The organism is Mesorhizobium robiniae, from assembly GCF_040545535.1.
GTDB classification, from domain to species: domain Bacteria; phylum Pseudomonadota; class Alphaproteobacteria; order Rhizobiales; family Rhizobiaceae; genus Mesorhizobium; species Mesorhizobium robiniae.
In genome coordinates, this window is the sequence record NZ_JBEPMC010000003.1 from 129,843 (window position 1) to 155,007 (window position 25,165).

General features: G+C 61.9%; 29 protein-coding genes. 10 read left to right on the forward strand and 19 right to left on the reverse strand.

Annotated features, from left to right (window positions below; all coding sequences use genetic code 11):
- Positions 1-27: 27 nt before the first annotated feature.
- The 6 genes from ahcY to ABID19_RS08720 form a co-directional block, all read right to left on the reverse strand.
- Complete coding sequence (gene ahcY, locus ABID19_RS08695; protein WP_354489703.1) at positions 28-1,428, reverse strand: adenosylhomocysteinase; 1,401 nt, start codon at positions 1,426-1,428, stop codon at positions 28-30.
- Between the two features lie 196 nt (positions 1,429-1,624).
- Complete coding sequence (locus tag ABID19_RS08700) at positions 1,625-1,921, reverse strand: HPr family phosphocarrier protein (protein ID WP_354489705.1); 297 nt, start codon at positions 1,919-1,921, stop codon at positions 1,625-1,627.
- Entirely contained in the window at positions 1,918-2,319 is a 402-nt protein-coding gene (locus ABID19_RS08705) for a PTS sugar transporter subunit IIA (RefSeq protein ID WP_029347440.1), read from the reverse strand. Before ABID19_RS08705 ends, ABID19_RS08700 begins: the two co-directional genes overlap by 4 nt.
- A gap of 164 nt (positions 2,320-2,483) precedes the next feature.
- On the reverse strand, positions 2,484-2,945 hold the full coding sequence (locus tag ABID19_RS08710; RefSeq protein ID WP_354489708.1) for an HPr kinase/phosphorylase: 462 nt from the start codon (positions 2,943-2,945) through the stop codon (positions 2,484-2,486).
- A 212-nt stretch (positions 2,946-3,157) separates the two neighbouring features.
- Positions 3,158-4,939 carry a sensor histidine kinase gene (locus ABID19_RS08715; protein WP_354489710.1) on the reverse strand — a complete coding sequence of 594 codons (1,782 nt, stop codon included), beginning with the start codon at positions 4,937-4,939 and terminating at the stop codon, positions 3,158-3,160.
- A gap of 132 nt (positions 4,940-5,071) precedes the next feature.
- Positions 5,072-5,773, reverse strand: a complete 702-nt coding sequence (locus ABID19_RS08720) for a response regulator transcription factor (protein ID WP_354489712.1) — start codon at positions 5,771-5,773, stop codon at positions 5,072-5,074.
- A gap of 342 nt (positions 5,774-6,115) precedes the next feature.
- On the opposite strand from ABID19_RS08720, the gene ABID19_RS08725 reads away from it, so the two are divergent.
- The 4 genes from ABID19_RS08725 to ABID19_RS08740 all read left to right on the forward strand — a co-directional run bounded on the left by ABID19_RS08725 (position 6,116) and on the right by ABID19_RS08740 (position 9,782).
- Entirely contained in the window at positions 6,116-7,726 is a 1,611-nt protein-coding gene (locus ABID19_RS08725) for a phosphoenolpyruvate carboxykinase (protein WP_354489714.1), read from the forward strand.
- 163 nt (positions 7,727-7,889) lie between these two features.
- Positions 7,890-8,327, forward strand: coding sequence for an alternative ribosome rescue aminoacyl-tRNA hydrolase ArfB (arfB, locus tag ABID19_RS08730; RefSeq protein ID WP_354489716.1), 438 nt, complete (start codon positions 7,890-7,892; stop codon positions 8,325-8,327).
- 89 nt (positions 8,328-8,416) lie between these two features.
- On the forward strand, positions 8,417-8,890 hold the full coding sequence (gene lysM, locus ABID19_RS08735) for a peptidoglycan-binding protein LysM (protein WP_354489718.1): 474 nt from the start codon (positions 8,417-8,419) through the stop codon (positions 8,888-8,890).
- Positions 8,891-9,137: 247 nt separating this feature from the next.
- On the forward strand, positions 9,138-9,782 hold the full coding sequence (locus ABID19_RS08740; RefSeq protein WP_354489720.1) for an alpha-ketoglutarate-dependent dioxygenase AlkB family protein: 645 nt from the start codon (positions 9,138-9,140) through the stop codon (positions 9,780-9,782).
- A 36-nt stretch (positions 9,783-9,818) separates the two neighbouring features.
- On the opposite strand, the gene ABID19_RS08745 is transcribed toward ABID19_RS08740, so the two are convergent.
- The 10 genes from ABID19_RS08745 to hisB form a co-directional block, all read right to left on the reverse strand.
- Entirely contained in the window at positions 9,819-10,268 is a 450-nt protein-coding gene (locus ABID19_RS08745; RefSeq protein WP_354490648.1) for a GtrA family protein, read from the reverse strand.
- An 86-nt stretch (positions 10,269-10,354) separates the two neighbouring features.
- Positions 10,355-11,314 carry a type I pantothenate kinase gene (coaA, locus tag ABID19_RS08750; RefSeq protein WP_354489722.1) on the reverse strand — a complete coding sequence of 320 codons (960 nt, stop codon included), beginning with the start codon at positions 11,312-11,314 and terminating at the stop codon, positions 10,355-10,357.
- A 20-nt stretch (positions 11,315-11,334) separates the two neighbouring features.
- Positions 11,335-11,661 carry a phosphoribosyl-ATP diphosphatase gene (locus tag ABID19_RS08755; protein ID WP_354489723.1) on the reverse strand — a complete coding sequence of 109 codons (327 nt, stop codon included), beginning with the start codon at positions 11,659-11,661 and terminating at the stop codon, positions 11,335-11,337.
- Positions 11,662-11,730: 69 nt separating this feature from the next.
- Entirely contained in the window at positions 11,731-12,525 is a 795-nt protein-coding gene (gene hisF / locus ABID19_RS08760) for an imidazole glycerol phosphate synthase subunit HisF (protein WP_354490649.1), read from the reverse strand.
- Positions 12,522-13,358 (reverse strand): arginase family protein, encoded by an 837-nt coding sequence (locus ABID19_RS08765; RefSeq protein ID WP_354489724.1) that lies wholly within the window; start codon positions 13,356-13,358, stop codon positions 12,522-12,524. The genes hisF and ABID19_RS08765 overlap by 4 nt, the downstream gene beginning before the upstream one ends.
- A complete protein-coding gene (hisA, locus tag ABID19_RS08770; RefSeq protein ID WP_354489725.1) occupies positions 13,355-14,104 on the reverse strand; it encodes a 1-(5-phosphoribosyl)-5-[(5-phosphoribosylamino)methylideneamino]imidazole-4-carboxamide isomerase in 750 nt (249 codons plus the stop codon). The genes ABID19_RS08765 and hisA overlap by 4 nt, the downstream gene beginning before the upstream one ends.
- A 3-nt stretch (positions 14,105-14,107) precedes the next feature.
- Positions 14,108-14,398: a DUF1330 domain-containing protein gene (locus ABID19_RS08775; protein ID WP_354489727.1), complete on the reverse strand. Its 291-nt coding sequence runs from the start codon at positions 14,396-14,398 to the stop codon at positions 14,108-14,110.
- An 11-nt stretch (positions 14,399-14,409) separates the two neighbouring features.
- Complete coding sequence (gene hisH, locus ABID19_RS08780; protein WP_354489728.1) at positions 14,410-15,060, reverse strand: imidazole glycerol phosphate synthase subunit HisH; 651 nt, start codon at positions 15,058-15,060, stop codon at positions 14,410-14,412.
- A 1-nt stretch (position 15,061) separates the two neighbouring features.
- The gene (locus ABID19_RS08785) at positions 15,062-15,538 is read right to left on the reverse strand and encodes a DUF2628 domain-containing protein (protein WP_292505698.1); all 477 of its coding nucleotides are present in this window, start codon (positions 15,536-15,538) and stop codon (positions 15,062-15,064) included.
- A 3-nt stretch (positions 15,539-15,541) separates the two neighbouring features.
- Positions 15,542-16,141 carry an imidazoleglycerol-phosphate dehydratase HisB gene (hisB, locus tag ABID19_RS08790; RefSeq protein ID WP_354489730.1) on the reverse strand — a complete coding sequence of 200 codons (600 nt, stop codon included), beginning with the start codon at positions 16,139-16,141 and terminating at the stop codon, positions 15,542-15,544.
- A gap of 220 nt (positions 16,142-16,361) precedes the next feature.
- On the opposite strand from hisB, the gene hslV reads away from it, so the two are divergent.
- The 5 genes from hslV to ABID19_RS08815 all read left to right on the forward strand — a co-directional run bounded on the left by hslV (position 16,362) and on the right by ABID19_RS08815 (position 20,628).
- Entirely contained in the window at positions 16,362-16,913 is a 552-nt protein-coding gene (gene hslV, locus ABID19_RS08795; RefSeq protein ID WP_354489732.1) for an ATP-dependent protease subunit HslV, read from the forward strand.
- Positions 16,914-16,987: 74 nt separating this feature from the next.
- Entirely contained in the window at positions 16,988-17,497 is a 510-nt protein-coding gene (locus ABID19_RS08800; RefSeq protein WP_354489733.1) for a GNAT family N-acetyltransferase, read from the forward strand.
- Between the two features lie 5 nt (positions 17,498-17,502).
- Positions 17,503-18,102 carry a DUF2585 domain-containing protein gene (locus ABID19_RS08805; protein ID WP_354489735.1) on the forward strand — a complete coding sequence of 200 codons (600 nt, stop codon included), beginning with the start codon at positions 17,503-17,505 and terminating at the stop codon, positions 18,100-18,102.
- Between the two features lie 4 nt (positions 18,103-18,106).
- On the forward strand, positions 18,107-19,420 hold the full coding sequence (hslU, locus tag ABID19_RS08810) for an ATP-dependent protease ATPase subunit HslU (RefSeq protein ID WP_354489736.1): 1,314 nt from the start codon (positions 18,107-18,109) through the stop codon (positions 19,418-19,420).
- A gap of 248 nt (positions 19,421-19,668) precedes the next feature.
- Positions 19,669-20,628: a DUF1402 family protein gene (locus tag ABID19_RS08815; RefSeq protein ID WP_354489738.1), complete on the forward strand. Its 960-nt coding sequence runs from the start codon at positions 19,669-19,671 to the stop codon at positions 20,626-20,628.
- 262 nt (positions 20,629-20,890) lie between these two features.
- Here ABID19_RS08815 and ABID19_RS08820 read toward each other — a convergent pair whose 3' ends face one another.
- The 3 genes from ABID19_RS08820 to ABID19_RS08830 all read right to left on the reverse strand — a co-directional run bounded on the left by ABID19_RS08820 (position 20,891) and on the right by ABID19_RS08830 (position 23,614).
- Positions 20,891-22,120: an NAD(P)/FAD-dependent oxidoreductase gene (locus ABID19_RS08820; protein WP_354489740.1), complete on the reverse strand. Its 1,230-nt coding sequence runs from the start codon at positions 22,118-22,120 to the stop codon at positions 20,891-20,893.
- Between the two features lie 5 nt (positions 22,121-22,125).
- Positions 22,126-22,440: a MocE family 2Fe-2S type ferredoxin gene (locus ABID19_RS08825; protein WP_354489743.1), complete on the reverse strand. Its 315-nt coding sequence runs from the start codon at positions 22,438-22,440 to the stop codon at positions 22,126-22,128.
- 64 nt (positions 22,441-22,504) lie between these two features.
- Positions 22,505-23,614 (reverse strand): fatty acid desaturase family protein, encoded by a 1,110-nt coding sequence (locus tag ABID19_RS08830; RefSeq protein WP_352926864.1) that lies wholly within the window; start codon positions 23,612-23,614, stop codon positions 22,505-22,507.
- A gap of 171 nt (positions 23,615-23,785) precedes the next feature.
- Between ABID19_RS08830 and ABID19_RS08835 the strand changes: the two genes are divergently transcribed.
- A complete protein-coding gene (locus ABID19_RS08835; protein ID WP_354489746.1) occupies positions 23,786-24,817 on the forward strand; it encodes a LacI family DNA-binding transcriptional regulator in 1,032 nt (343 codons plus the stop codon).
- Positions 24,818-25,165: the final 348 nt, after the last annotated feature.

The following is a 25,165-nucleotide window of genomic DNA, read 5'->3' on the forward strand; positions in this document are numbered from 1 at the left end:
AATATCTAGTGGTAATTTCCGCCGTGGTTAATAGCGGTAGTGTTCCGGCTTGAACGGTCCTTGCGGGGTCACGCCGATATAGGCGGCCTGCTCGCCGGACAGTTCGGTGAGCCGGGCGCCGAGCTTGTCGAGATGCAGGCGCGCGACCTTTTCATCGAGATGCTTGGGCAGGACATAGACCTGGTTCTCGTACTGGCCGGGCTTGGTGTAGAGCTCGATCTGCGCCAGCACCTGATTGGTAAAGGACGCCGACATGACGAAGCTCGGATGGCCGGTGGCGTTGCCAAGATTGAGCAGGCGGCCTTCCGACAACAGGATCATCCGTTTGCCGTCCGGGAAGGTGATCATGTCGACCTGAGGCTTGATGTTGGTCCACTTCAGATTGCGCAGCGACGCCACCTGGATCTCGTTGTCGAAGTGACCGATATTGCCGACGATTACCATGTCCTTCATCGCCCGCATGTGGTCGATGGTGACGACATCCTTGTTGCCGGTGGTGGTGATGATGATGTCGGCCGTCGGTGCTGCATCTTCGAGCGTGACGACTTCGAAGCCGTCCATCGCCGCCTGCAACGCGCAGATCGGATCGACCTCGGTGACCTTGACGCGGGCGCCTGCGCCCTTGAGCGAAGCGGAAGAACCCTTGCCGACGTCGCCATAGCCGCAAACTACCGCGACCTTGCCGGCCATCATCGTGTCGGTGCCGCGGCGGATGCCGTCGACCAGCGATTCCTTGCAGCCATATTTGTTGTCGAATTTCGACTTGGTCACGCTATCGTTGACGTTGATCGCCGGGAACGGCAGCAGGCCCTTCTTCTGCAGCTGATAGAGCCGGTTGACGCCGGTCGTCGTCTCTTCGGTGACGCCGCGGATCGCTTCCTTCTGCTTGGTGAAGAAACCGGGTGAAGCCGCCATACGCTTCTTGATCTGGGCAAACAGGATTTCTTCCTCCTCGCTGCCCGGATTGGAGAGCACATCCTCGCCGGCTTCGGCACGCGCGCCGATCAGGATGTACATGGTGGCGTCGCCGCCGTCGTCGAGGATCATGTTGGAAGTGCCGCCGTCGGCCCACTGGAAGATCTTGTCGGTGTAGACCCAGTAGTCTTCGAGCGTCTCGCCCTTGACGGCGAAGACCGGAATGCCGGCCTCGGCGATGGCGGCGGCCGCATGGTCCTGGGTCGAGAAGATGTTGCAGGAGGCCCAGCGGATGTCGGCACCGAGCGCCTTCAGCGTTTCGATCAGCACCGCGGTCTGGATGGTCATGTGCAGCGAGCCGGTGATGCGCGCGCCCTTGAGCGGCTGCGCCTTGCCGAATTCTTCACGGCAGGCCATCAGGCCCGGCATTTCGGTTTCGGCGATCTCGATCTCCTTGCGGCCCCAGCCGGCAAGCGAGATGTCGGCGACCACATAGTCCTTGCTACCCGTCATGGCAGTGCTCCGATCAAGAATTGTCTTCGGGATGCGCCCGCGCCAAGGCGTGTCGAAGGGCGCGAGTTGCCGGCCTGACTAGCAGATCGCCGCTCGGACGACAATGGGATATAAAGAAATCTTTATCCGTGCATGTCTTCCGAGGCGCATCGACCCGAAAGTGCTAACGTCCAAAGTGGCGCGACAGCTCCAGCTGTCAGGCTTCCTCGCCGAAGCGGGAAGCGACCAGTTTCTCGAGCGCGTCGATCACCTGCTCGGCCTCCGGGCCGCTGGCGGTGACGCGGATCGAATAGCCGGGGCTCGCCGCCAGCATCATCAGGCCCATGATCGAGGTGCCGCCGACCTTGACGCCGTCCTTCTCGACCTCGACGGAGGCGTCGAAGCCGCTGGCGACCTGAACGAACTTCGCCGAGGCGCGGGCATGCAACCCGCGCTGGTTGACGATTGGAAAGTCCCGGACGATGTCATCCTTCTTGGCCGACAACGCGTTCATTTGCTGCTCAGAAGCTGGCTGGCGACATTGATGTATTTGCGGCCAGCCGCCTGCGCCTCGTCCAGCGCTGCGCTCATATTGTCGCCCTTGCGAATGCTGGACAGCTTGATCAGCATCGGCAGGTTCATGCCGGCAATGACCTCGGTTCGACCGGATTCCATCACCGATATGGCAAGATTGGAAGGCGTGCCGCCGAACATGTCGGTCAAAACGATGACGCCCGCCCCGGTGTCGACACGGGCAACGGCGTCGACGATGTCGCTGCGGCGCTGCTCCATATCGTCATCGGCACCGATCGCCACGGTCTCGAAACTGTCTTGTGGCCCGACGACATGTTCCACGGCATGGCGGAATTCGGCGGCCAGTTGACCGTGCGTTACAAGCACGAGTCCGATCATTCTTTGGTGGCTCCCGTCATCGCCGCATTATAGGCGTATTTCGTGCTCGCCGGCCATTCCAGGCGGCGGGAGCGCTATCTTGTCGACGCGGGACGCGTTGACAAGCCCAAAATTGCATAGGCCCAGGCCATTTTGACGCATTGCAGCAAAAAACCGCAACCGGATCATAAAAACGGCGCGATCGACAGCCGCGCGGTCATGGCCAGCAAGGCGACGGAAACGTTGCGTTCGGCAAGATCAATTCGAGGCACCAGCAAGCCAGCGACGGGCTCGCTGGCATCTTCCTGGAAGCGGACCATCTCGCTTGCCGGCACCAACCGGACATGAAGATCGATCACGCCGCCAGGCTCGAACGACAATGGCCGTGGACCGAAACCAGGCACCTCAGCGAGGCCGGCTATGGTGGTGGGCACCTTACAGACAAGCCGCCCCGCGTGATCGGCAGCGAGCAGCCTGTCGTCGCCGATCAGCCGCGAAAACAATCCATGCTGGCGACAATGACCGATGAGGGCGAGCGCCAGCGTCGTCTTGCCCGAGCCGGACGCTCCCGTGATGAGGATGCCACGCTCGCCGATCAGGATAGCCGTGCCGTGAATGTTCTCAGCCTGCACAATTGGTTGAGGCATGATCTTGTCCGAAAACCGGTTCCCACTTTTCGGGACCATGCCTTTTGGTTGAGGCATGATCTTGTCGGAAAACCGGTTCCCACCTTTCGGGACCATGCCTTTTGGTTGAGGCATGATCTTGTCGGAAAACCGGTTCCCACCTTTCGGGATCATGCCTTTTGGTTGAGGCATGATCTTATCCGAAAACCGGTTCCCACTTTTCGGGATCATGCTTAGTCTTCCGCAGGCAGTGTCACGACGAAGCGCGCACCCTTGATCTCGCCGGGTTTGGTGCCCGCGATGTTCTCGGCGGTCAGCGTGCCGCCATGGGCTTCGACGATCTGCCTGCTGATCGACAGGCCAAGGCCGGAATTCTGGCCGAACGCCTCGCCGGCCGGCCGGTCGGTGTAGAAGCGTTCGAAGATCCGGTCGATGTTGTCGGCCCTTATACCGGGACCGTTGTCGTCGACGGTGATGATGTTGAACTTGCCGGCGCGCGCCAGCGAGATAGTGATGTGGCCGCGCTCTTCAGGAACGAAGGAGCGGGCATTCTCGATCAGATTGGTGATGACCTGGCCGATCCTCAGATCATGGCCGGCGACGAAGTAGCCTTTGACGCCCTGTGGCGGCTTGGCGACCTTGAACTCGATCTCGACCGTCTTCTTGTTGCGCGTGGCCGTGCGCGAAACATCGACCAGATCAGTGATGAATTTCTTGAGGTCTACCGTTCCTGCGTCTTCCCGCGCGAGCTCGGCGTCAAGACGGGAGGCATCGGAAATGTCGGTGATAAGGCGGTCCAGTCGCCTGACGTCGTGCTGGATGATATCCATCAGACGGCTGCGCGAATTGTCGTTCTTGGCCAGCGGCAGGGTCTCTACCGCGCTGCGTAGCGAGGTCAGCGGGTTCTTCAGCTCGTGCGAGACGTCGGCCGCGAAACTTTCGATCGCCTCGATGCGGGCGTAGAGCGCATTGGTCATGTCGCGCACGGCGATCGACAGATTGCCGATCTCGTCCTGCCGGTCCGAGAAATCAGGAATTTCCTCGCGATTCTTGACGCCGCGCCGCACCCTGACCGCCGCCGCCGACAGCCGGCGCAGCGGGTTGGCGATGGTCGAGGCGAGCAGCATCGACAGGATTGCGGTGACAAGGGCGGCGATGCCGAAGACACGCAGGATCGCCTTGCGCTCGGCCGCGACGATCTTGTCGATATCGCCGCCTTCCGTCGACAGCATCAGCACGCCGAGGACGGCGCGGAAGCGCTGGATCGGCACGGCAACCGAAACGATCTGCTCGCCCTGTTCGGATATCCGTACGATGGTCGACGGGCTGCCGGTAAGCGCCTTGACCACCTCCGGGAATGCAGCGCCATTGCCGCCCGGCTGTTCATGATAGACCGGCAGAGCGGTGTTGCGGAAGAAGTCGAAGACGAATTTCTGGATACGCTCCAGGAGGTCGGGCTCTTCCGCGTCGACCGGCGGCAGGTCGTAGCGAAGGATCTGGCCGCGCGAATAGAGATGGCGGGAATCGAGCAGCAGATTGGCGTCGCGATCATAGATGCGGGCGCGCGTCCGCGTTGGCGAAATCAACCGCCTGAGCACCGGCGCGACGCGCTCCGGATTGATCGGGAAATCCAGATTGTCGAGCTGGTCGGACCCAGGACCCAGGCTTTCGCCGGCCTGCAGTTCCAGCAGTTTTTCCGGATCGATGCTGATCGAATCGGTCTCGACCGTCGCCGACGCCGCAATCGCGCCGGCAATGATCTCGCCCTGGGTCATCAGGCTCTCGACGCGGGCATCGATCAGCCCGTCGCGAAACGTGTTGAGGTAGAGAATGCCGGTGACCAGCACGGCCAGGCCGGCAAGGTTGAGGAAGAGAATGCGCCGCGTCAGGCTGGAAAAGATATGGTGGCCGAGGAAGCGGCGCATCGGCACCGTGATCCTCGACAGGAATGCGGGCAGAATCCGCGACGGGCGCCGGGCGCCCGTCCGTCTCACTCGCTCTACGTCCACTGCCATCGAATAGCAGTCCCCGATTAGTGAGTAGGCAGTAGGGAATAGAGAAATGGTTGGGTAATCGCGACGGTGCTGAGTGGCCGTTCGCACCATTCAAAACTGACTACCGACTATTCCCTACTGCCTATTGCCTATTTACGCTTCGCGGAACCGGTATCCGACTCCGTAAAGGGTTTCGATCATCTCGAAGTCATCATCGACGGCCTTGAACTTCTTGCGAAGCCGCTTGATGTGACTGTCGATGGTGCGGTCATCGACATAGACCTGCTCATCATAGGCCGAATCCATAAGCGCATCACGGCTTTTTACCACACCGGGACGCTGGGCCAGAGAATGCAGGATCAGGAACTCGGTGACGGTAAGCGTTACCGGCTCGCCCTTCCAGGTGCAGGTGTGACGCTCCTGGTCCATGACAAGCTGGCCGCGCTCAAGGGAACGGGCCTGCTGGTTTGGCGTCTTGGCCGACGCCTCGCGGGTACTGGCACGGCGCAGCACCGCACGGACCCGCTCGACCAGAAGACGCTGCGAGAAGGGTTTGCGGATGAAATCGTCGGCGCCCATCTTGAGGCCGAAAAGCTCGTCGATTTCGTCGTCCTTGGACGTCAGGAAGATCACCGGCAGATCGGATTTCTGCCGCATCCGGCGCAGCAGTTCCATGCCGTCCATGCGCGGCATCTTGATGTCGAGGATGGCGAGATTCGGCGGGCGAGCCGCCAGGCCTTCCAGCGCCGATGCCCCATCCGTGTAGGTTTCGACGCGATACCCCTCCGATTCAAGGGCGATCGACACCGAAGTCAGAATGTTGCGATCGTCGTCGACAAGCGCGATTGTTGCCATTTCAAGTGGCTCCCTCATGAGCTGTCCCTTCTTTGGTCGAGAAGGGGCTTTTGCAGGACAAATTAGGTACAAAATGTGGCATAGGCTTCGTCCGCTGTCACGAGCGGCATGCCGGCGGCCACAATCTCACCTCGATATCGATTGGACTGATAAAGACCGCCAATCCTTTGGGCAACCGCCTGTTTTTTTGCACATATAAACGATTTAAACAACTTTCAAAATATTTAAATCGATTAATTGTTTGATATCATTTGGCTTTTCTGGTTCTGACGCTTACAGTCTCCTCAGTGGGGGCTCCGGAAATTCGCCGGCCAGGATGCTCAAATCGAAGAAGGGACCCTCATGTCGGAAGCCGGCAAACGCAATCCCACATGGGCGATCGATCGGATCGGCCTGAAAACGACGGGCGCTGTGCGCTATAATTTCGGCGAGGCCGTCCTTTACGAAGAAGCGATCCGCCGCGGCGAGGCCCGCCTCACCGCCCATGGCGCGCTCGTCGCCGAGACCGGACAGCACACCGGCCGCTCGCCCAAGGACAAGTTCGTCGTGCGCGACGAGACCACCGGGCCGCATGTGTGGTGGGACAATAACAAGGCGATTTCGCCGACCCAGTTCGACGCACTGCTGGCCGATTTTCGCGCCCATGCGGCTGACAAGGACCTCTATGTGCAGGATCTGATCGGCGGTGCCGATGACGATTTGAGGCTGACGACCAGGGTCGTCACGGAGCTTGCCTGGCACTCCTTGTTCATCCGAAATTTGCTCATTCGTCCGGAAGCCGCCGAGCTCGAGCATTTCGTGCCCGAAATGACGATCATCGACCTGCCGTCGTTCCGCGCCGATCCGGTCCGCCACGGCACCCGCACCGAAACGGTGATCGCCGTCGATCTCTCGCGCATGATCGTGCTGATCGGCGGCACCTCCTATGCCGGCGAAATGAAGAAGTCGGTGTTCACCGTGCTCAACTACCTGTTGCCGGCGAAGGGCGTGATGCCGATGCATTGCTCGGCCAATGAGGGCGCCGGCGGCGATACGGCGATCTTCTTCGGCCTCTCGGGAACCGGCAAGACGACGCTGTCGGCCGATCCGTCGCGCACGCTGGTCGGCGACGACGAGCACGGCTGGGGTCCGCACGGCATCTTCAATTTCGAAGGCGGCTGCTATGCCAAGACGATCAAGCTTTCGGCCGAGGCCGAGCCGGAGATCTTCGCCACCACCCAACGCTTCGGCACGGTGCTGGAGAATGTGGTGCTCGACGCCGGCCGCATGCCGGACTTCGACGACGGCAGCCTCACTGAAAACACGCGCTGCGCCTATCCGCTGCATTTCATCCCCAACGCCAGCAAAACGGGCCGCGCCGGTCACCCGAAAAACATCATCATGCTGACCGCCGACGCATTCGGCGTGATGCCGCCGATCGCACGGCTCACCCCGGCGCAGGCGATGTATCATTTCCTCTCCGGCTACACCGCCAAGGTGGCAGGGACGGAAAAGGGCGTCACCGAACCCGAAGCGACGTTTTCAACCTGTTTCGGCGCACCGTTCATGCCGCGCCATCCGTCGGAATACGGCAATCTGCTGCGCGAGCTGATCGACCATCACGGTGTCGATTGCTGGCTGGTCAACACCGGCTGGACCGGCGGCGCCTACGGCACCGGCAGGCGGATGCCGATCAAGGCGACGCGGGCGCTGCTTGCGGCGGCGCTCGACGGCTCGCTGAAAGGCGCCGATTTCCGGACCGACGCCAATTTTGGCTTCGATGTGCCGATAGCGGTTGCGGGCATCGACCGCGCCATTCTCGATCCGAGATCGACCTGGGCCGACACATCGGCCTATGACCTGCAGGCGGCGAGGCTGGTCGGCATGTTCGCCGTCAATTTCGAAAAATTCGAACCTCATGTCGACGCCGTCGTACTCGGCGCCGCGCCGCGCATGCGCGAAGCCGCGGAATAATCGCGGGTAATATCTTCTCAGGGCCCGATCCGGGATCGGGAAAGCTCGACCGGGGGGAAGGCCGACCTGGGGATCGGGAAGACCCGACCCCGGGGGGGATCGGGAAGACCCGACCCCGGGATTGGGCCTTTCCTTTTTTCGTCCACCGCGCCATGACTGGGGCATGAACGCTGACGACAAGATCATCATTGCCGACGGTGCGGTGATCCATCCGGATGACCTGCATGAGGACTTCATCCGCTCGTCCGGCCCTGGCGGCCAGAACGTCAACAAAGTGGCGACGGCGGTGCAATTGCGCTTTGATGCGGCGAATGCGCCGGGCCTGTCTGAACGCGTGCGCGAGCGAACCATAAAGCTGGCCGGCCAGCGCGCCACCAAGGACGGCGTCATCGTCATTGAAGCCGGACGTTTCCGCACCCAAGAGCAGAACCGGGCGGATGCGCGGGCGCGGCTTACGGCACTGGTCGCCAAGGCCGCCGAACCACCACCACCGCCGCGCAAGAAGACGAGGCCGTCGAAAGGCGCGGTAGAAAGGCGGCTGAAGACTAAGGCTGGGCGCGGCACGATCAAGAAGCTGCGCGGCCGGGTAGAGAACGACTAGGCGCGACATGGATTGCGCGAACGAAGCGGCTTCCAATTCAAGGTTGCAAATGGCAAGTTCGGTATTCGTCAGAGCAAGGGAGACCACAGATGGGCATATTTGATTTCGTCAAGGGTGTCGGCAAGAAGCTCGGCATCGGCGACGATGAGCCGGAGCCGACCGCCGATACGCTCAAGAAGGAGCTCGATTCGCATGCGCTCGGCACCGACAATGTGGAAGTCGTCGTCAAGGGCGATACGGCCGTCCTAAAAGGCGTGGTCAAGGATCAATCGATCTTCGAAAAGGCGGTCGTCGCCGTCGGCAACACACTCGGCGTCTCCAAGGTGCAAGCGGACGAATTGCAGGTCGCCACACCCGAATCCGGCGCACCCGCAACGCCGGCCAAGGAACCGACCTTTTATACGGTCAAGAAGGGCGACAACCTCTGGAAGATCGCTGAAAAGAGCTATGGCAAGGGCAAGGGCGCGAAGAACAATATCATCTTCGAGGCCAACAAGCCGATGCTGACCCACCCCGATAAGATCTATCCGGGGCAAGTCCTGCGCATACCGGACCTCGACTAAGGTATGTTGATATTCAGGTGATGCCGGCCTGCAAACGGCGGTTTCCTGCGCTTCCGGTGCTCACGTACTTAAGTACGCTCCGCTCCGGTTCTCGGAAACCACCATTTTCGGCTCGGCCTGACCTGAATCTCACCACACCTTAAGCTGGCGATTGCCATCCAAGGACAAGAACGGCGGCTTTCGGGTCGCCGTTTTTGTTTGTTGGTGGCATTGTCTGCCTGATGAAGCTGATGAAGCGACCAGACTGATGCTCGTTCTGCCCAAAGGCGTCCGCCACATGCCAGGCTATCTGTCCCGCGCAGCGCAGGAGGCGCTGGTCGAGGATGTGAGACGGGTCGTGCAGGAGGCGCCGTTGTTTGTGCCGGCCATGCCGCGCACCGGCAAGGAAATGAGCGTGCGCATGACCAATTGCGGTTCGCTTGGCTGGGTCACCGACAAGGAGCGCGGCTATCGCTACCAGCCGACGCACCCGGTGACCGGAACGCCCTGGCCACCGATCCCGGACGTGCTGCTGGAGCTGTGGCGGGACGTGTCCGCCTATCCGCATCCGCCGCAGGCCTGCCTGGTCAATTTCTATTCACCGGACGCGAAGATGGGCCTTCACCAGGACCGCGACGAGGAGGATTTCTCCGCACCGGTCGTCTCCGTTTCGCTGGGCGACGATTGCCTGTTCAGGGTCGGCCAGAGCACGCGCGAAGGCGGCACCAAATCATTCAAGCTGAAAAGCGGCGACGTCGTCGTGCTTGGCGGCGAAGGCCGTCTCTGTTTTCACGGCGTCGATCGCATCTATCCGTCGACCTCGGCGCTGCTCAGGAATGGCGGGCGGATCAATCTGACGCTGCGGCGGGTGACATATCCTGGCCGGGAGGCGGACCTTCAAGCCTTTGGTTAAACATCGGATTTTGCCAAACCGGCATCCGTTTTGGGGTCACCGGTCGAGGCCCGCCGCTGAACGGCCGGAAAAGATCCAGCGGTCGAGAACGACAAAGTTGACGACGGGAATGAGGATGCAAGTAAGCAGTATCGGAATTGCGACAGGCAGGCCGAACTGTCCGACGAGGACCATCGGAAGGAGATAGGCGGCGGCAAGACCGAATCCGGTCAGCACAGCGAAGCGCGGCGCTTCGAATTGATGCGAGCCGGCCGACATGAACGTGAAGAACTTGTGGCCGAGATAGGAGAATATGGCTGCAATCGCGTAGGCGGCGACGGAGGCCAGGGCCGGCGACAGGTATCTTGACCCGGCGCTGGCGAAAAGGCCGGCACAAAGCGCATAGAGGATGGTGGCCGCAAGCCCCACCGAGGCGAATTTGAGAAGCCGGCGCGGGGCGAGTGTGCTGCGCCAGGCGGAAATGTCGGGCAGGCGCAATGCAGGCATGATGATCACCGGCTGCTCCCGGCAATTGCTCTGGGATTGGCAACGAACGATAGCGGATACTGCCTAAAGCGCCGTTAACCGCTTCGTTACAGCTTCCTGAGCGCCACCTCCTCGACCAGATGGTTGGCGCCCTTGCGCAAGATGAGATCGGCCCGGGCCCTGGTCGGCAGGATGTTCTCGCGCAAGTTCTTCAGATTGATGTTGGCCCATAGGCCCTCGGCAATGGCGCGGGCCGAGTCCTCGGAAAGCTGCGAATAACGGTGGAAGAAGGAGGCCGGGTCGCGGAAGGCGGTTTCGCGCAGCCGCATGAAGCGGGCGATGTACCAGTGATGGATCAGTGCCTCTTCGGCATCTATATAGATGGCGAAGTCGAAGAAATCCGACAGGAAAGGCACGATCTTGCCGTCCTTCGGCAGCTTGCCAGGCTGAAGGACATTGATGCCTTCGAAGATCAATATGTCCGGCCGGTCGATGGTCTGGAACTCACCGGGAATGACGTCGTAGGTCAGGTGCGAATAAACAGGCGCGCGGACATTGCGCTGCGCCGACTTGATGCCCGACAGGAAACGCAGCAGGGCGCCGACATCATAGCTGTCGGGAAAGCCCTTGCGTTCCATCAGATTGTTGCGGCGCAGGATTTCGTTGGGAAGCAGGAAGCCGTCGGTGGTGATCAGATCGACCTTGGGGCTCGACGGCCAGCGCGCCAGCAATTCCTTGAGCACGCGCGCGGTGGTCGATTTGCCGACTGCGACAGAGCCGGCAATGCCGATAATGAAGGGCGTTTTGACGATATCCAATGCGTTGAAGAAGGCCTGGCGTTGCCTGAACAGCAATTGGCTGGCCTCGACATGGGCCGATAAGAGGCGAGACAGCGAAAGATAGATGCGCTTGACCTCTTCGAGGTCGACCGGATCGTTGAGCGAGCGCAGGCGATGGATCTCGTCCTCGCCCAGCGTCATCGGCGTGTCGGCGCGGAACTGAGACCATTGCTCGGCCGAGAAAAAACGAAAGGGCGAATACTTCTCGGTGGGGGCGAGCTGGTCCATCGAGTTTCCTTCCGCAGCGATCAGCCCCGGTCCTGCCGAGACGCCTTTTCGGCGATGCCCGAACGACTGGTGCGGCGCTCGAGTTCGGTCAGGACATCGGCAAGCGGAATGCCGGCGACACCCAGAACGACCAGCCAATGATAGATGAGATCGGCGCTTTCCGAAACGAGGGCTTGCCTGTCCCCGCCAACGGCTGCGATTACCGTTTCGACCGCCTCTTCGCCAAGCTTCTGCGCCGCCTTGTCGATGCCGCGGGCGAACAGCTTTGCCGTCCACGAATCCGGATCGCCGGAATGCGCGCGCTCCCTGATGACCGACTCGAGGTCGGAGAGCGAGAACTCAGTCATGGCGCCATCTATCTGCTTGTTTAAGCATGATCTTTTTCGAGAACCGGTTCCCAGTTTGCGCGATTATGCTTAGAGCCGATCACCCGTTGAGTCCAGTCGCATCGGCAGCCCGGCGCCGGCCATATGTGCCTTGGCCTCGGCAATGCTGTACGTGCCGAAATGGAAAATCGATGCCGCCAGCACCGCACCGGCATGGCCGTCGCGAATGCCCTCGACCAGGTGATCGAGCGTGCCGACGCCGCCGGAGGCGATGACCGGCGCACGCACGGCGTCGGCGATCGCGCGGGTCAGGGCAAGGTCGTAGCCGGCCTTGGTGCCGTCGCGGTCCATCGACGTCAGCAGGATCTCGCCGGCGCCGCGATCGACCATCTGCCGAGCGAATTCGACCGCGTCGATGCCGGTCTTTTCGCGGCCGCCATGGGTGAAAATCTGCCAGCGGTCGGCCTCGCCTTCACCGGATACTTTCTTGGCGTCGATGGCGACAACGATGCACTGGTTGCCGAATTTGTCGGCCGCCTCGGCGACGAAATCAGGATTCTTCACGGCCGCCGTGTTGATCGACACCTTGTCGGCGCCGGCCAAAAGCAGCTTTCTTATGTCGGCGACCTGGCGCACGCCGCCGCCGACGGTCAGCGGCATGAAGCATTGTTCGGCGGTGCGGGCGACAATGTCGAAGATCGTCTCGCGGTTGTCGGACGAAGCGGTGATGTCGAGGAAGCAGAGCTCGTCGGCGCCAGCGGCGTCATAGGCTTTTGCCGCCTCGACCGGATCGCCGGCATCGACCAGGTCGACGAAGTTGACGCCTTTGACGACACGGCCGTTCTTGACGTCGAGACAGGGGATGACGCGGGCTTTCAGCATCAGATCCTCTCACGGGCGGCAAGAAAATCGCCAAGCAATTGACCGACGACAGGCGGAACCTCGCCCTTGGCGTCAAATGCCGGGTCGTAAGCGGACAGGGTGACGCCAGCAATCGGGATCGACCTGGCCAGCCCGCAAACGAGTCGCCGCAGTTGATCCGGGCTTGGGCCTCCTGGCTGCGTATAGCGGTTCACTTGCAGCAAATGCGGGTCGTGGACGTCCAGATCCAGATGCAGATGTGCCTGAACGGCGCCGGCTGCTTTCAGCCTTCCGACACTGTCGAGCGCATCGGCACATTGGGTGCGAATGACAGGCAATGTGTCCAGCAGGCGCTTTTCGTCGGGATCGAGGTCGCGCGCATCGACCAGCATGCACCGGGACGGATCTATCGCCTGGAAGCCGGGAATCGTGGCTGCCATCGGGCGCCAGCAGAGACCCAGCGTCGTCGCCAGCGCCATGCCGTCGAGGAAGCCGTAGGCGGAGGTCTCGGGCGTGTTGAGGTCGCCATGCTGATCGATCCAGATGATCGAATCCGCGGCGTCGCCGGCCACCGCACCGGCGGCGGTCAGGCAATTTCCAGTGAGCACGATGGGGAAACGCTCATCGTCGCGCGCCAGTTCGACCTTGGTGGCGACTGCCCGGCAAACCGCGAAGCCTGTTGCGATTTCGCGTCTCTGGGCATCGCCGACCTCGCCGATATCCTCGACGACGACATCGTGGCCGCGCAAGGCAAGCTCATCGACGAGACCGCCGGCAATAATGGCGTCGGGGCCCTGGCCAAAACCGGAATGGTAAAGGCCGCTGTCATAGGGGGCGAGGATGATCGTGAGTTTCATCGCGCCCTCGCCTTCTCAGATCCGGCCGCCAGGATCGCCAGTGCCTCGGCCGGGTCGATACGCCCGTCGTAAAGCGCGCGGCCCGAGATCGCGCCTTCGAGTTTTTGCGCATCGGGCATGGTCATGCGCACGATGTCGGTGATCGAGGCCAGACCTCCCGAGGCGATGACCGGGATCGACACCGCTTCGGCGAGACCGATCGTGGCGTCCCAGTTGATGCCGGTCAGCACGCCGTCGCGGTCGATGTCGGTGTAGATGATGGCGGCGACGCCGGCGCCCTCGAACTTCTTCGCCAGTTCGATAACGCCGAGGCTTGAGGCCTCGGCCCAGCCCTCGACCGCCACCTTGCCGCCCTTGGCGTCGATGCCGACGGCGATCTTGCCCGGGAACGCCTTGCAGGCCTGCCTGACCAGATCGGGATCGCGCACGGCCACAGTGCCGAGAATGATGCGGGCCAGCCCACGGTCGAGCCAGTCCTCGATCTGCGCCAGCGTGCGGATGCCGCCGCCGAGCTGCACCGGGTTCTTCGTCGCCTTGAGGATGGCGCCGACCGCCGCGCCGTTGACGCTTTGACCTTTGAACGCGCCGTTGAGGTCGACGACATGCAGCCACTCGAAGCCTTGTTCTTCGAAGGCTCTGGCTTGCGCGGCCGGATCGTCATTGTAGATCGTCGCGGTCGCCATATCGCCGTGCTTCAGGCGCACGCACTTGCCGTCCTTGAGATCGATGGCCGGGAACAGGATCACCGTTCAGGCGCCTTCGACGATGACGAAGTGGCCAGTCGAGGCGGCAAGCCTGTATTTCACGGCCTCCTGGTATTCAGGCGATTCGTAGCACTCGATCGCTTTATCGTAGGACTCGAACTCCACCAGCACGTGGCGATTGCCTGTCGGCCCTTCCGGGTTCGCATGGCGCCCGGCCCGCACGGCAAATTTCGCGCCGTATTTCGCAAAAGCCGCCGCGTTCGCCTCGATATACTGCTTGTAGATCTCAGGGTCGCGGACATCGACCATCGCCATCCAGTAGCCCTTCTTGCTCATGATTTTCTCCTTCAGGGCTTCCAGCGCAGGAAATTGGTGATCAGCGCCAGGCCAAGCGCCTGGCTCTTTTCGGGATGGAACTGCGTGCCGGCGAGATTGTCACTGCTGACAGCGGCCGTCACCGGACCGCCATAGTCGGCAATCGCCAGCACATCGTCGGGTTTCCTGGCGTCGAGATGGTAGGAGTGGACGAAATAGGCATGCAATCCCTTGGCGCCGGTCGGAATGCCGGAAAACAGCGGATGCTTGCGCTTGAGCTCGATCGTGTTCCAGCCGATCTGCGGGATCTTAAGCGCAGGATCGGCCGGGGTGATCTCCCTGACGTCGCCGGCAATCCAGCCAAAGCCTTTTGTAACGGTCTTTTCCAGACCTCGCTCCGACATCAGCTGCATGCCGACGCAGATGCCTAGGAACGGCCGCCGCTTGACGATCGCGACCTCCTCCACCGCTTCCCACATACCCGGCACAGCGCGCAGCCCGGCGGCGCAATCGGCATAGGCGCCGACGCCGGGCAGGACGATGCGGTCGGCGGTTCTGACGCGCTCGGCATCGGCGGTCAGGTCGATGGCGGCGGCGATGCCGGCTTCGTGCGCGGCGCGCTCGAAGGCCTTGGTGGCCGAGCGCAGATTGCCCGAACCATAGTCGATGATCGCGACCCGCATGTCAGGGTCTTCCCGGCGTGTGGTTCAGCCCTAGCGCGATGCCCATCTGCGCTGGCCGCGCATGGGCGGCATCCGGGACGATGCGTGGCGCGGGCGCTTGCTCGTCCGGATGCGTTTCGGCTTCCAGCACATAGCGCGTATCGGCATCGTCGAGCCTGTCGGCCTCGACCACGCCCCATTCATGCCAGCCACGACGGCGCAGTGCGGCAATCCGCAGGGCCTGCCCTTCCAGCCCGACATAGAGCGATACGAGCAGCGACAGCAGCGGGCCGGCCAGCCCAAGGCTCAATGCTTCGGCAAGCACCGAAAGGAGAGCCATGGCGACAAAGGCCAAGGCTGCCTCGATCCATAACCGGTGCCAAAGCAGCCACAGCGGCGGAACGAGGAAGCCGAGCCAGGAAAAACCATCCCGGATAAAGGCCGTCATATCAGACTTTTCGGCGCGGCCGGGCGGTTCCATCACGACATAGATGGCCATGATTTATCCCTTCAGAGATCCCTTGGTGGAAGGAACCGCGTGCGGCTGGCGCGGGTCGCTTTCAAGCGCGAAACGCAGCGCACGCGCCACGGCCTTGAAGCAGGTTTCGGCGATATGGTGATTGTTGGCACCGTAGTGGTTGGTGACATGCAACGTGATGCCGGCATTCTGCGCCAGGGCCTGGAAGAATTCGCGCACCAGTTCGGTATCGAACGTGCCGATCTTCGGCGATGAGAACGCAACGTTCCAGACAAGGAAGGGACGGCCGGAAACATCGATCGCCGCCCGCGTCAGCGTCTCGTCCATGGCGAGATCGATCGAGGCATAGCGCATGATGCCGCGCCGCTCGCCCAGCGCCTTGGCCAGTGCCTGGCCGAGCGCGATGCCGATGTCCTCGACCGTGTGGTGGTCGTCTATGTGCAGATCGCCCTTGGCCTTGACCGTCATGTCGATCAGCGAATGGCGCGAAAGCTGGTCCAGCATATGATCGAAGAAGCCGACGCCCGTCGAAATATCGGATTTTCCCGAGCCGTCGACCTGAACCGACACTGAAATGTCGGTTTCCCCAGTCTTGCGGCTTGCGTTGGCGGAACGGGGCGGCATGACCTCATCCTTGTCCAGAGTTCAGTCCAAGCGATCACTTGCTTGAAAAACGAGAGCCTTCTAGCAGCATGATCCGGCGATTGCCAGTTGCCATGCCAGGCGGTATCGAGCCTAGCGGATGACCGGTTTGCAATCATCGGACCTATGCATACATATGGCCGATCAAGTCACTCGTAACGCGCCAATCGCCTTCTTGGATCGGTGCTGATCGGAGCAGGAAATGTCTGATAATCTGACCATGCACGCCACGACCATCGTGACGGTGCGCAAGGGCAGCAAGGTGGTCATCGCCGGCGACGGCCAGGTCAGTCTCGGCCAGACCATCATGAAGGGCAACGCCAAGAAGGTGCGCCGCATCGGCAAGGGCGGCAACGTCATCGCCGGTTTCGCCGGCGCCACCGCCGACGCCTTCACCCTTCTGGAGCGGCTGGAAGCCAAACTCGAACAATATCCGGAGCAACTGACGCGGGCTTGCGTCGAACTTGCCAAGGACTGGCGCACCGATCGCTATCTGCGCCGGCTGGAAGCGATGATGCTGGTCGCCGACAAGTCGGTCTCGCTGGCGCTGACCGGCACCGGCGACGTGCTCGAACCGGAATATGGCGTCATGGCGATTGGCTCGGGCGGCAATTACGCGCTGGCCGCGGCGCGGGCGCTCATGGACAGCGACAAGGATGCCGAGGAGATCGCCCGCAAGGCGATGCAGATCGCATCCGACATTTGCGTCTACACCAACAACAACTTCGTCATCGAAACGCTCGATGCCGGCTGATCCGGCCCTAGGCCATGATCCCGAAAAGTGGAAACCGGTTTTTGCTTCGCTGACCTCCGGTTCGGGGGGAGATCATGGCCAAACAAGAGAATAGATATGATTTTCGGCCGGTGACGGAGGCGGACCTGCCGATGATCGCGGCATGGCTGGCCGAGCCGCATGTCGCAGCGTGGTGGGATGATCCAGAGACGGAGATCGCCCAGATCCGCGAACACATCGACTCGATTTCCGTCGAACCGCTGATCATCGAGCTCGATGGCGAGCCGATCGGCTATCTGCAGAGCTACGACCCGCATCTGGAGGATGGCCATCCCTATAGCGATCAGCCGTTTGGCACGCTCGGCATCGATCTGTCGATCGGCAGGCCTGAGCTTGTCGGACGCGGCCACGGCTCGGCAATTGTCCGGCAGTTCGTGGAACAGCTGTTCGAGGAAGGGGTGCCGCGTGTCATCATCGACCCGGATCCGGCCAACGGACGAGCGATCCGCGCCTATGAAAAGGCCGGTTTCAGAACTATCGATCGCAGGCAATCGGAATATGGCGACGCCGTGCTGATGGCAATTGACGCCGAAGAGGGGCAGTAAACAGCATGAGCACAACCGGCGCCGACAAACCCGTCTCGGCCTATGAAGACAGCTGGCGGATGGGGCTTCTGCTCGTCCTCGGACTGATCATATTCCAGGCTGGAGCCCTTTACGGCATGGGCCGAACGCCGATCTGCACATGCGGCTATGTCAAGCTGTGGCACGGCATCGTGCAGAGCTCGGAGAATTCCCAACATATTTCCGACTGGTACACATTCTCGCACATCATCCATGGCTTCCTGTTCTACGCGTTGGCGTGGTTTCTGTTCCCGCGCTCGCCGGTCGGGCTCAGGCTGGCATTTGCGGTCGCCATAGAGGGCGGCTGGGAACTTCTCGAGAACAGCCCTTTGATTATCGAGCGCTACCGCGCCGGCACGATTTCGCTCGATTATTACGGCGACAGCATCATCAATTCGGCGGCGGACACGCTGGCGATGGTGTTGGGATTTGTGATGGCGCGCAAGCTACCTATATGGGTGATCGTGGCCCTGGCTGTCATCTTCGAATTCGGTGTCGGCTACATCATCCGGGACAATCTGACGCTCAACGTGATCATGCTGCTGCATCCGTTCGAGTCCATCCGGCAGTGGCAAAGTGGAATTTAGGGATATGAGCACATTCTCGCCCCGCGAAATCGTTTCGGAACTCGATCGCTTCATCATCGGCCAGAAAGACGCCAAGCGCGCCGTGGCCATCGCCTTGCGCAACCGCTGGCGCCGCCAGCAGCTCGAAGGCCAGATGCGTGAAGAGGTGATGCCGAAGAACATCCTGATGATCGGCCCGACCGGCGTCGGCAAGACCGAGATCTCGCGCCGCCTGGCGCGCCTTGCCGGTGCGCCGTTCGTCAAGGTCGAAGCGACCAAGTTCACCGAGGTCGGCTATGTCGGCCGCGACGTCGAGCAGATCATCCGCGACCTGGTCGAAATCGCCATCGGGCTGGTGCGCGAGAAGATGCGCGAGGACGTCAAGGCGCGCGCCCATATCAATGCGGAGGAGCGTGTGCTGGAAGCGCTCGTCGGCAAGACGGCGAGCCCGGCCACGCGCGACTCCTTCCGCAAGAAGCTGCGCGACGGCGAGCTTGACGACAAGGAGATCGAGATCGAAGTGGCCGACACCGGCACTGGCGGCATGCCCGGCTTCGAGATTCCCGGCATGCCGGGCGCCAATATCGGCGTGTTGAACATCAACGACATGCTGTCGAAAGCGATGGGCGGCCAGAAGACGAAGACGCGCAAGACGACGGTGAAGGAATCCTACGCGCTGCTGGTCGGCGACGAGTCCGACAAGCTGCTCGACCAGGATGAGGTGGTGCGCAGAGCGCTCGAATCGACCGAAAACGACGGCATCGTCTTCCTCGACGAGATCGACAAGATCGCCTCGCGCGAGGGCGGCATGGGCGCCGGTGTCTCCCGCGAAGGCGTGCAGCGCGACCTGCTGCCGCTTGTCGAAGGCACCACGGTGGCGACCAAATACGGACCGGTGAAGACCGACCACATCCTGTTCATCGCATCGGGCGCGTTCCACGTGGCCAAGCCGTCGGACCTGCTGCCGGAACTGCAGGGCCGTCTGCCGATCCGCGTCGAGCTGCGGGCGCTGGAGAAGGACGATTTCGTGCGCATCCTGACCGAGACCGAAGCCAGTCTGATCAAGCAGTACATCGCGCTGATGAAAACGGAGGGCGTCGACCTGGTCTTCACCGACGACGCCATCGATTCGCTGGCCGGCATCGCCGTCGATCTCAACGCCAGCGTCGAGAACATCGGCGCCAGGCGGCTGCAGACGGTGATGGAGCGGGTGCTGGACGAGATCTCCTATGACGCGCCGGACCGCCACGGAACGTCGGTCAGCATCGACGCCGCCTATGTGCAAAAGCATGTCGGCGACCTGTCCAGAAACACGGATCTGTCGCGTTTCATCCTGTAAGACGGACCGGGCGGCGGGAAGATTTCCGGACAGTCTGCAGTGTGTGGCCAAATGGAAGCATCTGGCCACCTTTTGTCTCTGTTGTCGAAGAGCTCTCGACTCGAACTGGAGCTTTACCTAGTTTGCCCGGCGACTACAGCGCCGAGCGTCTTGTACGCGCAGCGGACGTTGTAGCACTCGATTTGGCGCATGACCCCGAAAATCGGCTCCGGTTTTCGGGGTCATGCGCTGTCACAGGCGGCGGGCGCATGAAAAAACTCTTTCTCGTCATTCTCGGGCTGACGCTGGCGACAGCCATGTTCGCCGCGCAAGCGGCGACGATGGTGCCGCCGGGCAACCGCCATGCCGAGCAGCCCAACATACCGGGCGCCTCGAGCCGGCGCACTCAGGCCACCAGCACCACCTTCCAGGCGAAATACCGCAAGGTCTATGCGCTGCTGCAGCACGACGCCGGTCTTCGCGGCAAGATCAGCCAAGCGGCGGCGACCTACGGCATCGATCCGATGCACATCGTCGGCGCCATCGTCGGCGAGCACACCTACAATGTCGACGCCTACGACCGGCTGCAGACCTACTACGTCAAGGCGATCTCCTATCTGTCGAGCAAGCTGTCCTTCGCCTATGAAGGCGAGGACATCACGGATTTCGTGCAACGGCCGCAATTTGCCAAATGCGCCGGCAAATCGGACAGCTACGCGCTTTGGGCGTGCCGCGAGCAGGTCTGGAACCAGTCCTTTCGCGGCAAGAATGTCGGGGGGACAAGCTTTCCCAACGACCGCTTCGGTGCCACCTTCTTCCAGCCCTATTATGCCGGCCAGACCTTCGGTCTCGGCCAACTCAATCCGCTGACCGCGTTGCAGATGAGCGATCTCGTGCACCAGGTCTCCGGCCTGCCGAAGCTCGACGTCGGCGATCCGAACGGGGTCTACAAGACCATCATGGACCCGGACCTCACCTTGTCCTATGTCGCGGCGACGATCCGGAAATCGATCGATGCCTACGAGAGCATTGCCGGCTTCGACATTTCGGCCAATCCCGGCATCACAGCGACGCTCTACAATGTCGGCAGTCCGGAACAGCGAGCCTATGCGCTGAAGGCCGAAAACGACAAGCGCCGCGCCGCGGGCGAGCCGGAGAAGTTGCCCGAGGAAAATTACTATGGCTGGCTGGTCAACGATAAATTGCCGGAGCTGAAGGCGCTGTTTTAGAGCGTGTTGAGATTCGGATTTTGAGCCGGATCGAAGTCGCCCCTTTCGGGCGTCTGCGCTGCCCCTCATTGCCCTGCCGGGCATTTCTCCCCGTATAGTGACGGGGAGAAAGAACGCTGGCATCGGCTGCAACGCCGTTCTGCGGCGCTGGCGATTGGCGAAATCCTAAGCGACAGTGTCCTTCTCCCCGTCACTATACGGGGAGAAGATGCCGGCAGGCAGATGAGGGGCGGCGCTGGCTTTCGGCAATCGGCGCCACGGCTCACGCCGCCAGCAGCGACTTCAGCTTGACCGTTTGCGAACCGAGCGCCTCAGGCGCCGGCTTTGCCCTTTTGGCGATCAGCATCTCGGCCAGCCTTATGTCGCGGGCGACCGCGTTGCCCGGGCCGATGCCGCTTGCCGCGACCAGCCTGCCGTCGTCGGCGAGATGGAACAGGATGAAGGCGCCATCGTCGAGGTCGCGGCGCACGACCGTGCTGCCTTCATCGGAAAGCCCTGAGATCTGCAAGGTCAGGCCGTATTGATCCGACCAGAACCACGGCACGGCCGCATGGACCTCGCCGGCGCCCAGCATGTTCCTGGCAGCAAGCGCGCCCTGTTCCTGCGCGTTGCGCCAGGCTTCCAGCCGGACACGCCGGCCGCCATAGACGCCAAGCGGAAACGAGCAGCAATCGCCGGCGGCGAAGATGTCCGGATCGTCGGTGCGAAGCTCGGCATCGACTGCTATGCCGTTATCGATCGTTAGCCCCGCTTCCGCGGCAAGTCCGGTCACCGGCACGGCGCCGATGCCGATCACCGCGAGATCGGCGACGATATCCTGTCCGCCGGCAAGCGTGATGCGCACCTCGGCGCCGTCGTCGGCGATCGCGGCGATGCCGTCGCCGCACAGGATTTTCACGCCTTCGGCTTCATGCGCCTCGTGGATGACTTTGGCGATCTCGGCCGGCACGCCGCGCATCAGGATGCGCGGCTGCGCCTCGATGACGGTGACCGCGGCCCCCAGCCGTCGCGCCGCAGCGGCGAGTTCGAGACCGATGAAGCCGCCGCCAACGATGGCGATGCGGTTTCCGGCGCGGAGATGGGCGCGAATGGCGAGCGCGTCGTTGAAGGTCCGGAGATAGACGCAGCGCGCGCCAAGGCCGGGCATCGGCAGCTTGCGCGGCACAGAACCCGTCGCCAGCAAGAGCTTGTCATATGGAAGGCCAGAGCCGTCCGACAGGCGCACGACATGCGCCGCGCGGTCGATCGCCACCGCCTGAACCGAATGGATATGCCGGATCGATCTCTCGGCCAGGATCTCATCGCTGGCGATGGCCTTGATCACCGGCGCATCGCTAGCCATCGCGTCTTTCGACAGCGGCGGCCGCTCATAGGGCAGATGCGGCTCGTCGCCGACCAGCGTCACCGGCCCAGCATAGCCGAGATCGCGCAGCGCCAAGGCAGCCCGCCCGCCGCATTCGCCGGCACCGATGATGACCATTCCTTTCGCCATCACCGTCACCCGATCTGGACCAGGACTTTGCCGGCGTCGACCCTGACCGGATAGGTCTTCAGATTGACGCAGACCGGCGCACCCCTGGCCGCACCGGTCTTGTAGTTGAAGCGGCCATTGTGCTTCGGGCATTCGATGATGTCGTCCATCACCAGCCCGTCGGCCAGGTGCACCTTCTCATGCGTGCAAAGGCCGTCCGTCGCGAAATATTCGTCGTCGGGGCTGCGATAGATGGCGAAGGTGCGGCCGCCATGGTCGAACCGCATCACGTCCTCTTCATCGATGTCTCCGGCATCACAGGCCTCGACCCAGTCGTTCATCAATCCTCCCGATGGTTTTTTGCTTGGTCAACTTGCCCGGCATGTTGCCTGGTATGGGCGCATATCATTCCGCTGCTGCCGCGACAGCATCGTTATCGTTGTGGAATTCCTCGCGATAGGGCTTCGCGGTCGGCGGCAGTTCGCGCCTGAGGAAATAGTCTTCATTGCGCAGCTGGCGCAGGAAGGCAGGCACCATCTCGCGATAGCCGGCCAGGATCGACGGTGTCGGCGCCGGCAGGTCGTGCTTGATCAGCTCATGCAGCCTGGGCAGCGCATGATAGGGCACCATCGGGAACATGTGATGCTCGACGTGGTAGTTCATGTTCCAGTAAATGAAGCGGCTGATCGGGTTCATGTAGACCGTGCGGCTGTTGAGGCGATGGTCGATGACATTTTCGGCGAGGCCGCCATGCTGCAGCAGGCCGGTCATGACATGATGCCAGGCGCCGTAAAGCCTGGGCAGCCCGACCAGCATCAAGGGCAGGAACGAGCCGCTATAAAGTGCCAGCGCGATGGTCCCGGCATAGATCGCGGTCCAGATGCGGGCAATGCGGATTGCCTTCGGTTGCTCCTGCTCGGGAATGAAGGTCTTTTCCGCCGGGCTGATGATGCCGGCCGCATTGCGCAGCATGTCGCTCATGGCATGCCAGGCATCGAGAATGCCGAAGAAATTGAGCACGACGCGCAACAGATCCGGCGGGCGCATCACCGCGATCTCCGGGTCGCGGCCGACGATGATCGTGTCGGTATGGTGCCGCGTGTGGCTCCACCGCCAGGTCACCGGGTTGCGCATGATCATGAAGCAGGCGAGCTGATAGATCACGTCATTCATCCACTGCGTCCTGAACGCGGTGCCGTGACCGCATTCGTGCCAGCGTGAATCGGTGGAAGAGCCGTAAAGGACGCCATAGACGAAGAAAAACGGCACGCACCACCAGGTGCCCCAGAACCAGGCGCCGCCTGCTCCGCTCAGGATCAGGGCGCCGAGCCAGATGATGGTGTCGCGGATCGCCGGGCCATCGGAGCGCTGCATCAGCGCCTTCATCTGCTTGCGGGGCACGTCGGTATGATACCATTCGGCCGCCGCCAGCCCGTTGTCGACGGCGAGCTTGGCGTCGCGGCCAATCAGGCTGTAGTCGCGCCGGGACGGTGCTACGTCCAAGGTTGCGTCCATGAGAAGTGCCTCCACCAGCATCCTGCAATCTACCCGGCCAGTGACCAGGCCGCGGCCGCAGATCTCGTAGTCTAGAAATAACCCCAAGCCATGATAGGCTCAATGTCATGAAGATAGTTTCTATCATTTTCTATCAGAATGATGTAAATTGGCTGGCAAGCGGAGAGAGCCATGGCCAAGCGACCAACCATAACCGATCTGGCGCGTATTTCAGGGGTCAGCGTCGCCACCGTCGACCGGGTGCTCAACAACCGCCTGCCGGTGCGCGAGGAGACCGCGCGCCGCGTCTATGAGGCCGCCACCAGCATCGGCTACCACGCCGCCGGGCTGATCAAGCAGCGCATGCGCCAAGACTTGCCGGAATATCGGCTCGGCTTTCTGCTGCTGAGGGGCAATGATGTTTTTTACGGCGATTTCGCGCGGGAGCTTGAACTGGCGGTGTCGCAATCGCAGCGCTTCCGCGGCGTCGCAACCATCGACTTCGCCACTTCGCTGGCTCCCGGCGAGATCGCTGCCCAGATGCGCAAGCTGGCGGCGAAATCCAGGGCCGTCGCCCTTGTCGGCCCGGACCATCCGACGCTGACGGCAGCCGTCGAGGCGCTGAAGGCGAGAGGGCAACCGGTCTTCTCGCTGCTGTCCGACTTTGCCGCCGGCATCCGCGAAGGTTATGTCGGCCTCGACAACCGCAAGGTCGGCCGCACCGCGGCCTGGATGATCGCCAGGGCGGCGAGGAGGCCCGGCAAGGTCGCGCTTTTTGTCGGCAGCCATCGCTTCCATGGCCATGAGCTGCGCGAGATCGGCTTCAGATCATTCTTCCGCGAGCATGCGCCGGAATTCACGTTGCTGGAGACACTGGTCAATCTGGAGGCCAACCAGGTGACCCATGATGCGATGATCGATCTTCTGGCGCGGTACCCGGATCTTGCCGGCTGCTACGTGGCCGGCGGCGGCATGGAAGGCGCGGTTTCCGCGCTACGGGCGGCGAGGCCGGCAAACATGCCGGTGGTCGTCTGCAACGAGATCAATGCCGAATCGCGCGCGGCGCTCGCCGACAACATCCTGACCATGGTGATTTCGACGCCGCTGGCAGCACTATGCCGCGAGCTTGTCGATCTGATGGCGCATGCCATCGAGGCAGGCGCGGCCAATGCGCCGGGCCAGACCTTCCTGCCCTTCGACATCTATCTGCCGGAAAACATTTAGCGTCGGGCAACTGGGCTCAGCCAATGCATCCAGATTCAGATCAGGCACCACGATACGCCGGTAATGATGTGAACCATCAACCTGATAGATTCTTGCAGAAGATTTGCCGACCCTCAGCCACGTTATCCGAAAATCCGTCATCCGATTTCGGAATCTCCTTGACGCCCGCAGGCGGAATGGAATAAATATTTCACTAGACAGGCATTTTGGTTCTTTCGTTCCGGAACATCTGTTTCAGGCAGAGGGCTGGCGTTCCAGTCGACGCAGAAATCGCCATCGGGAACGGAGATGGCAATCGGGAGAGATTCCCCTGGAGATCGGGGATTCCGGGTAGATCGGTGCAGCCGG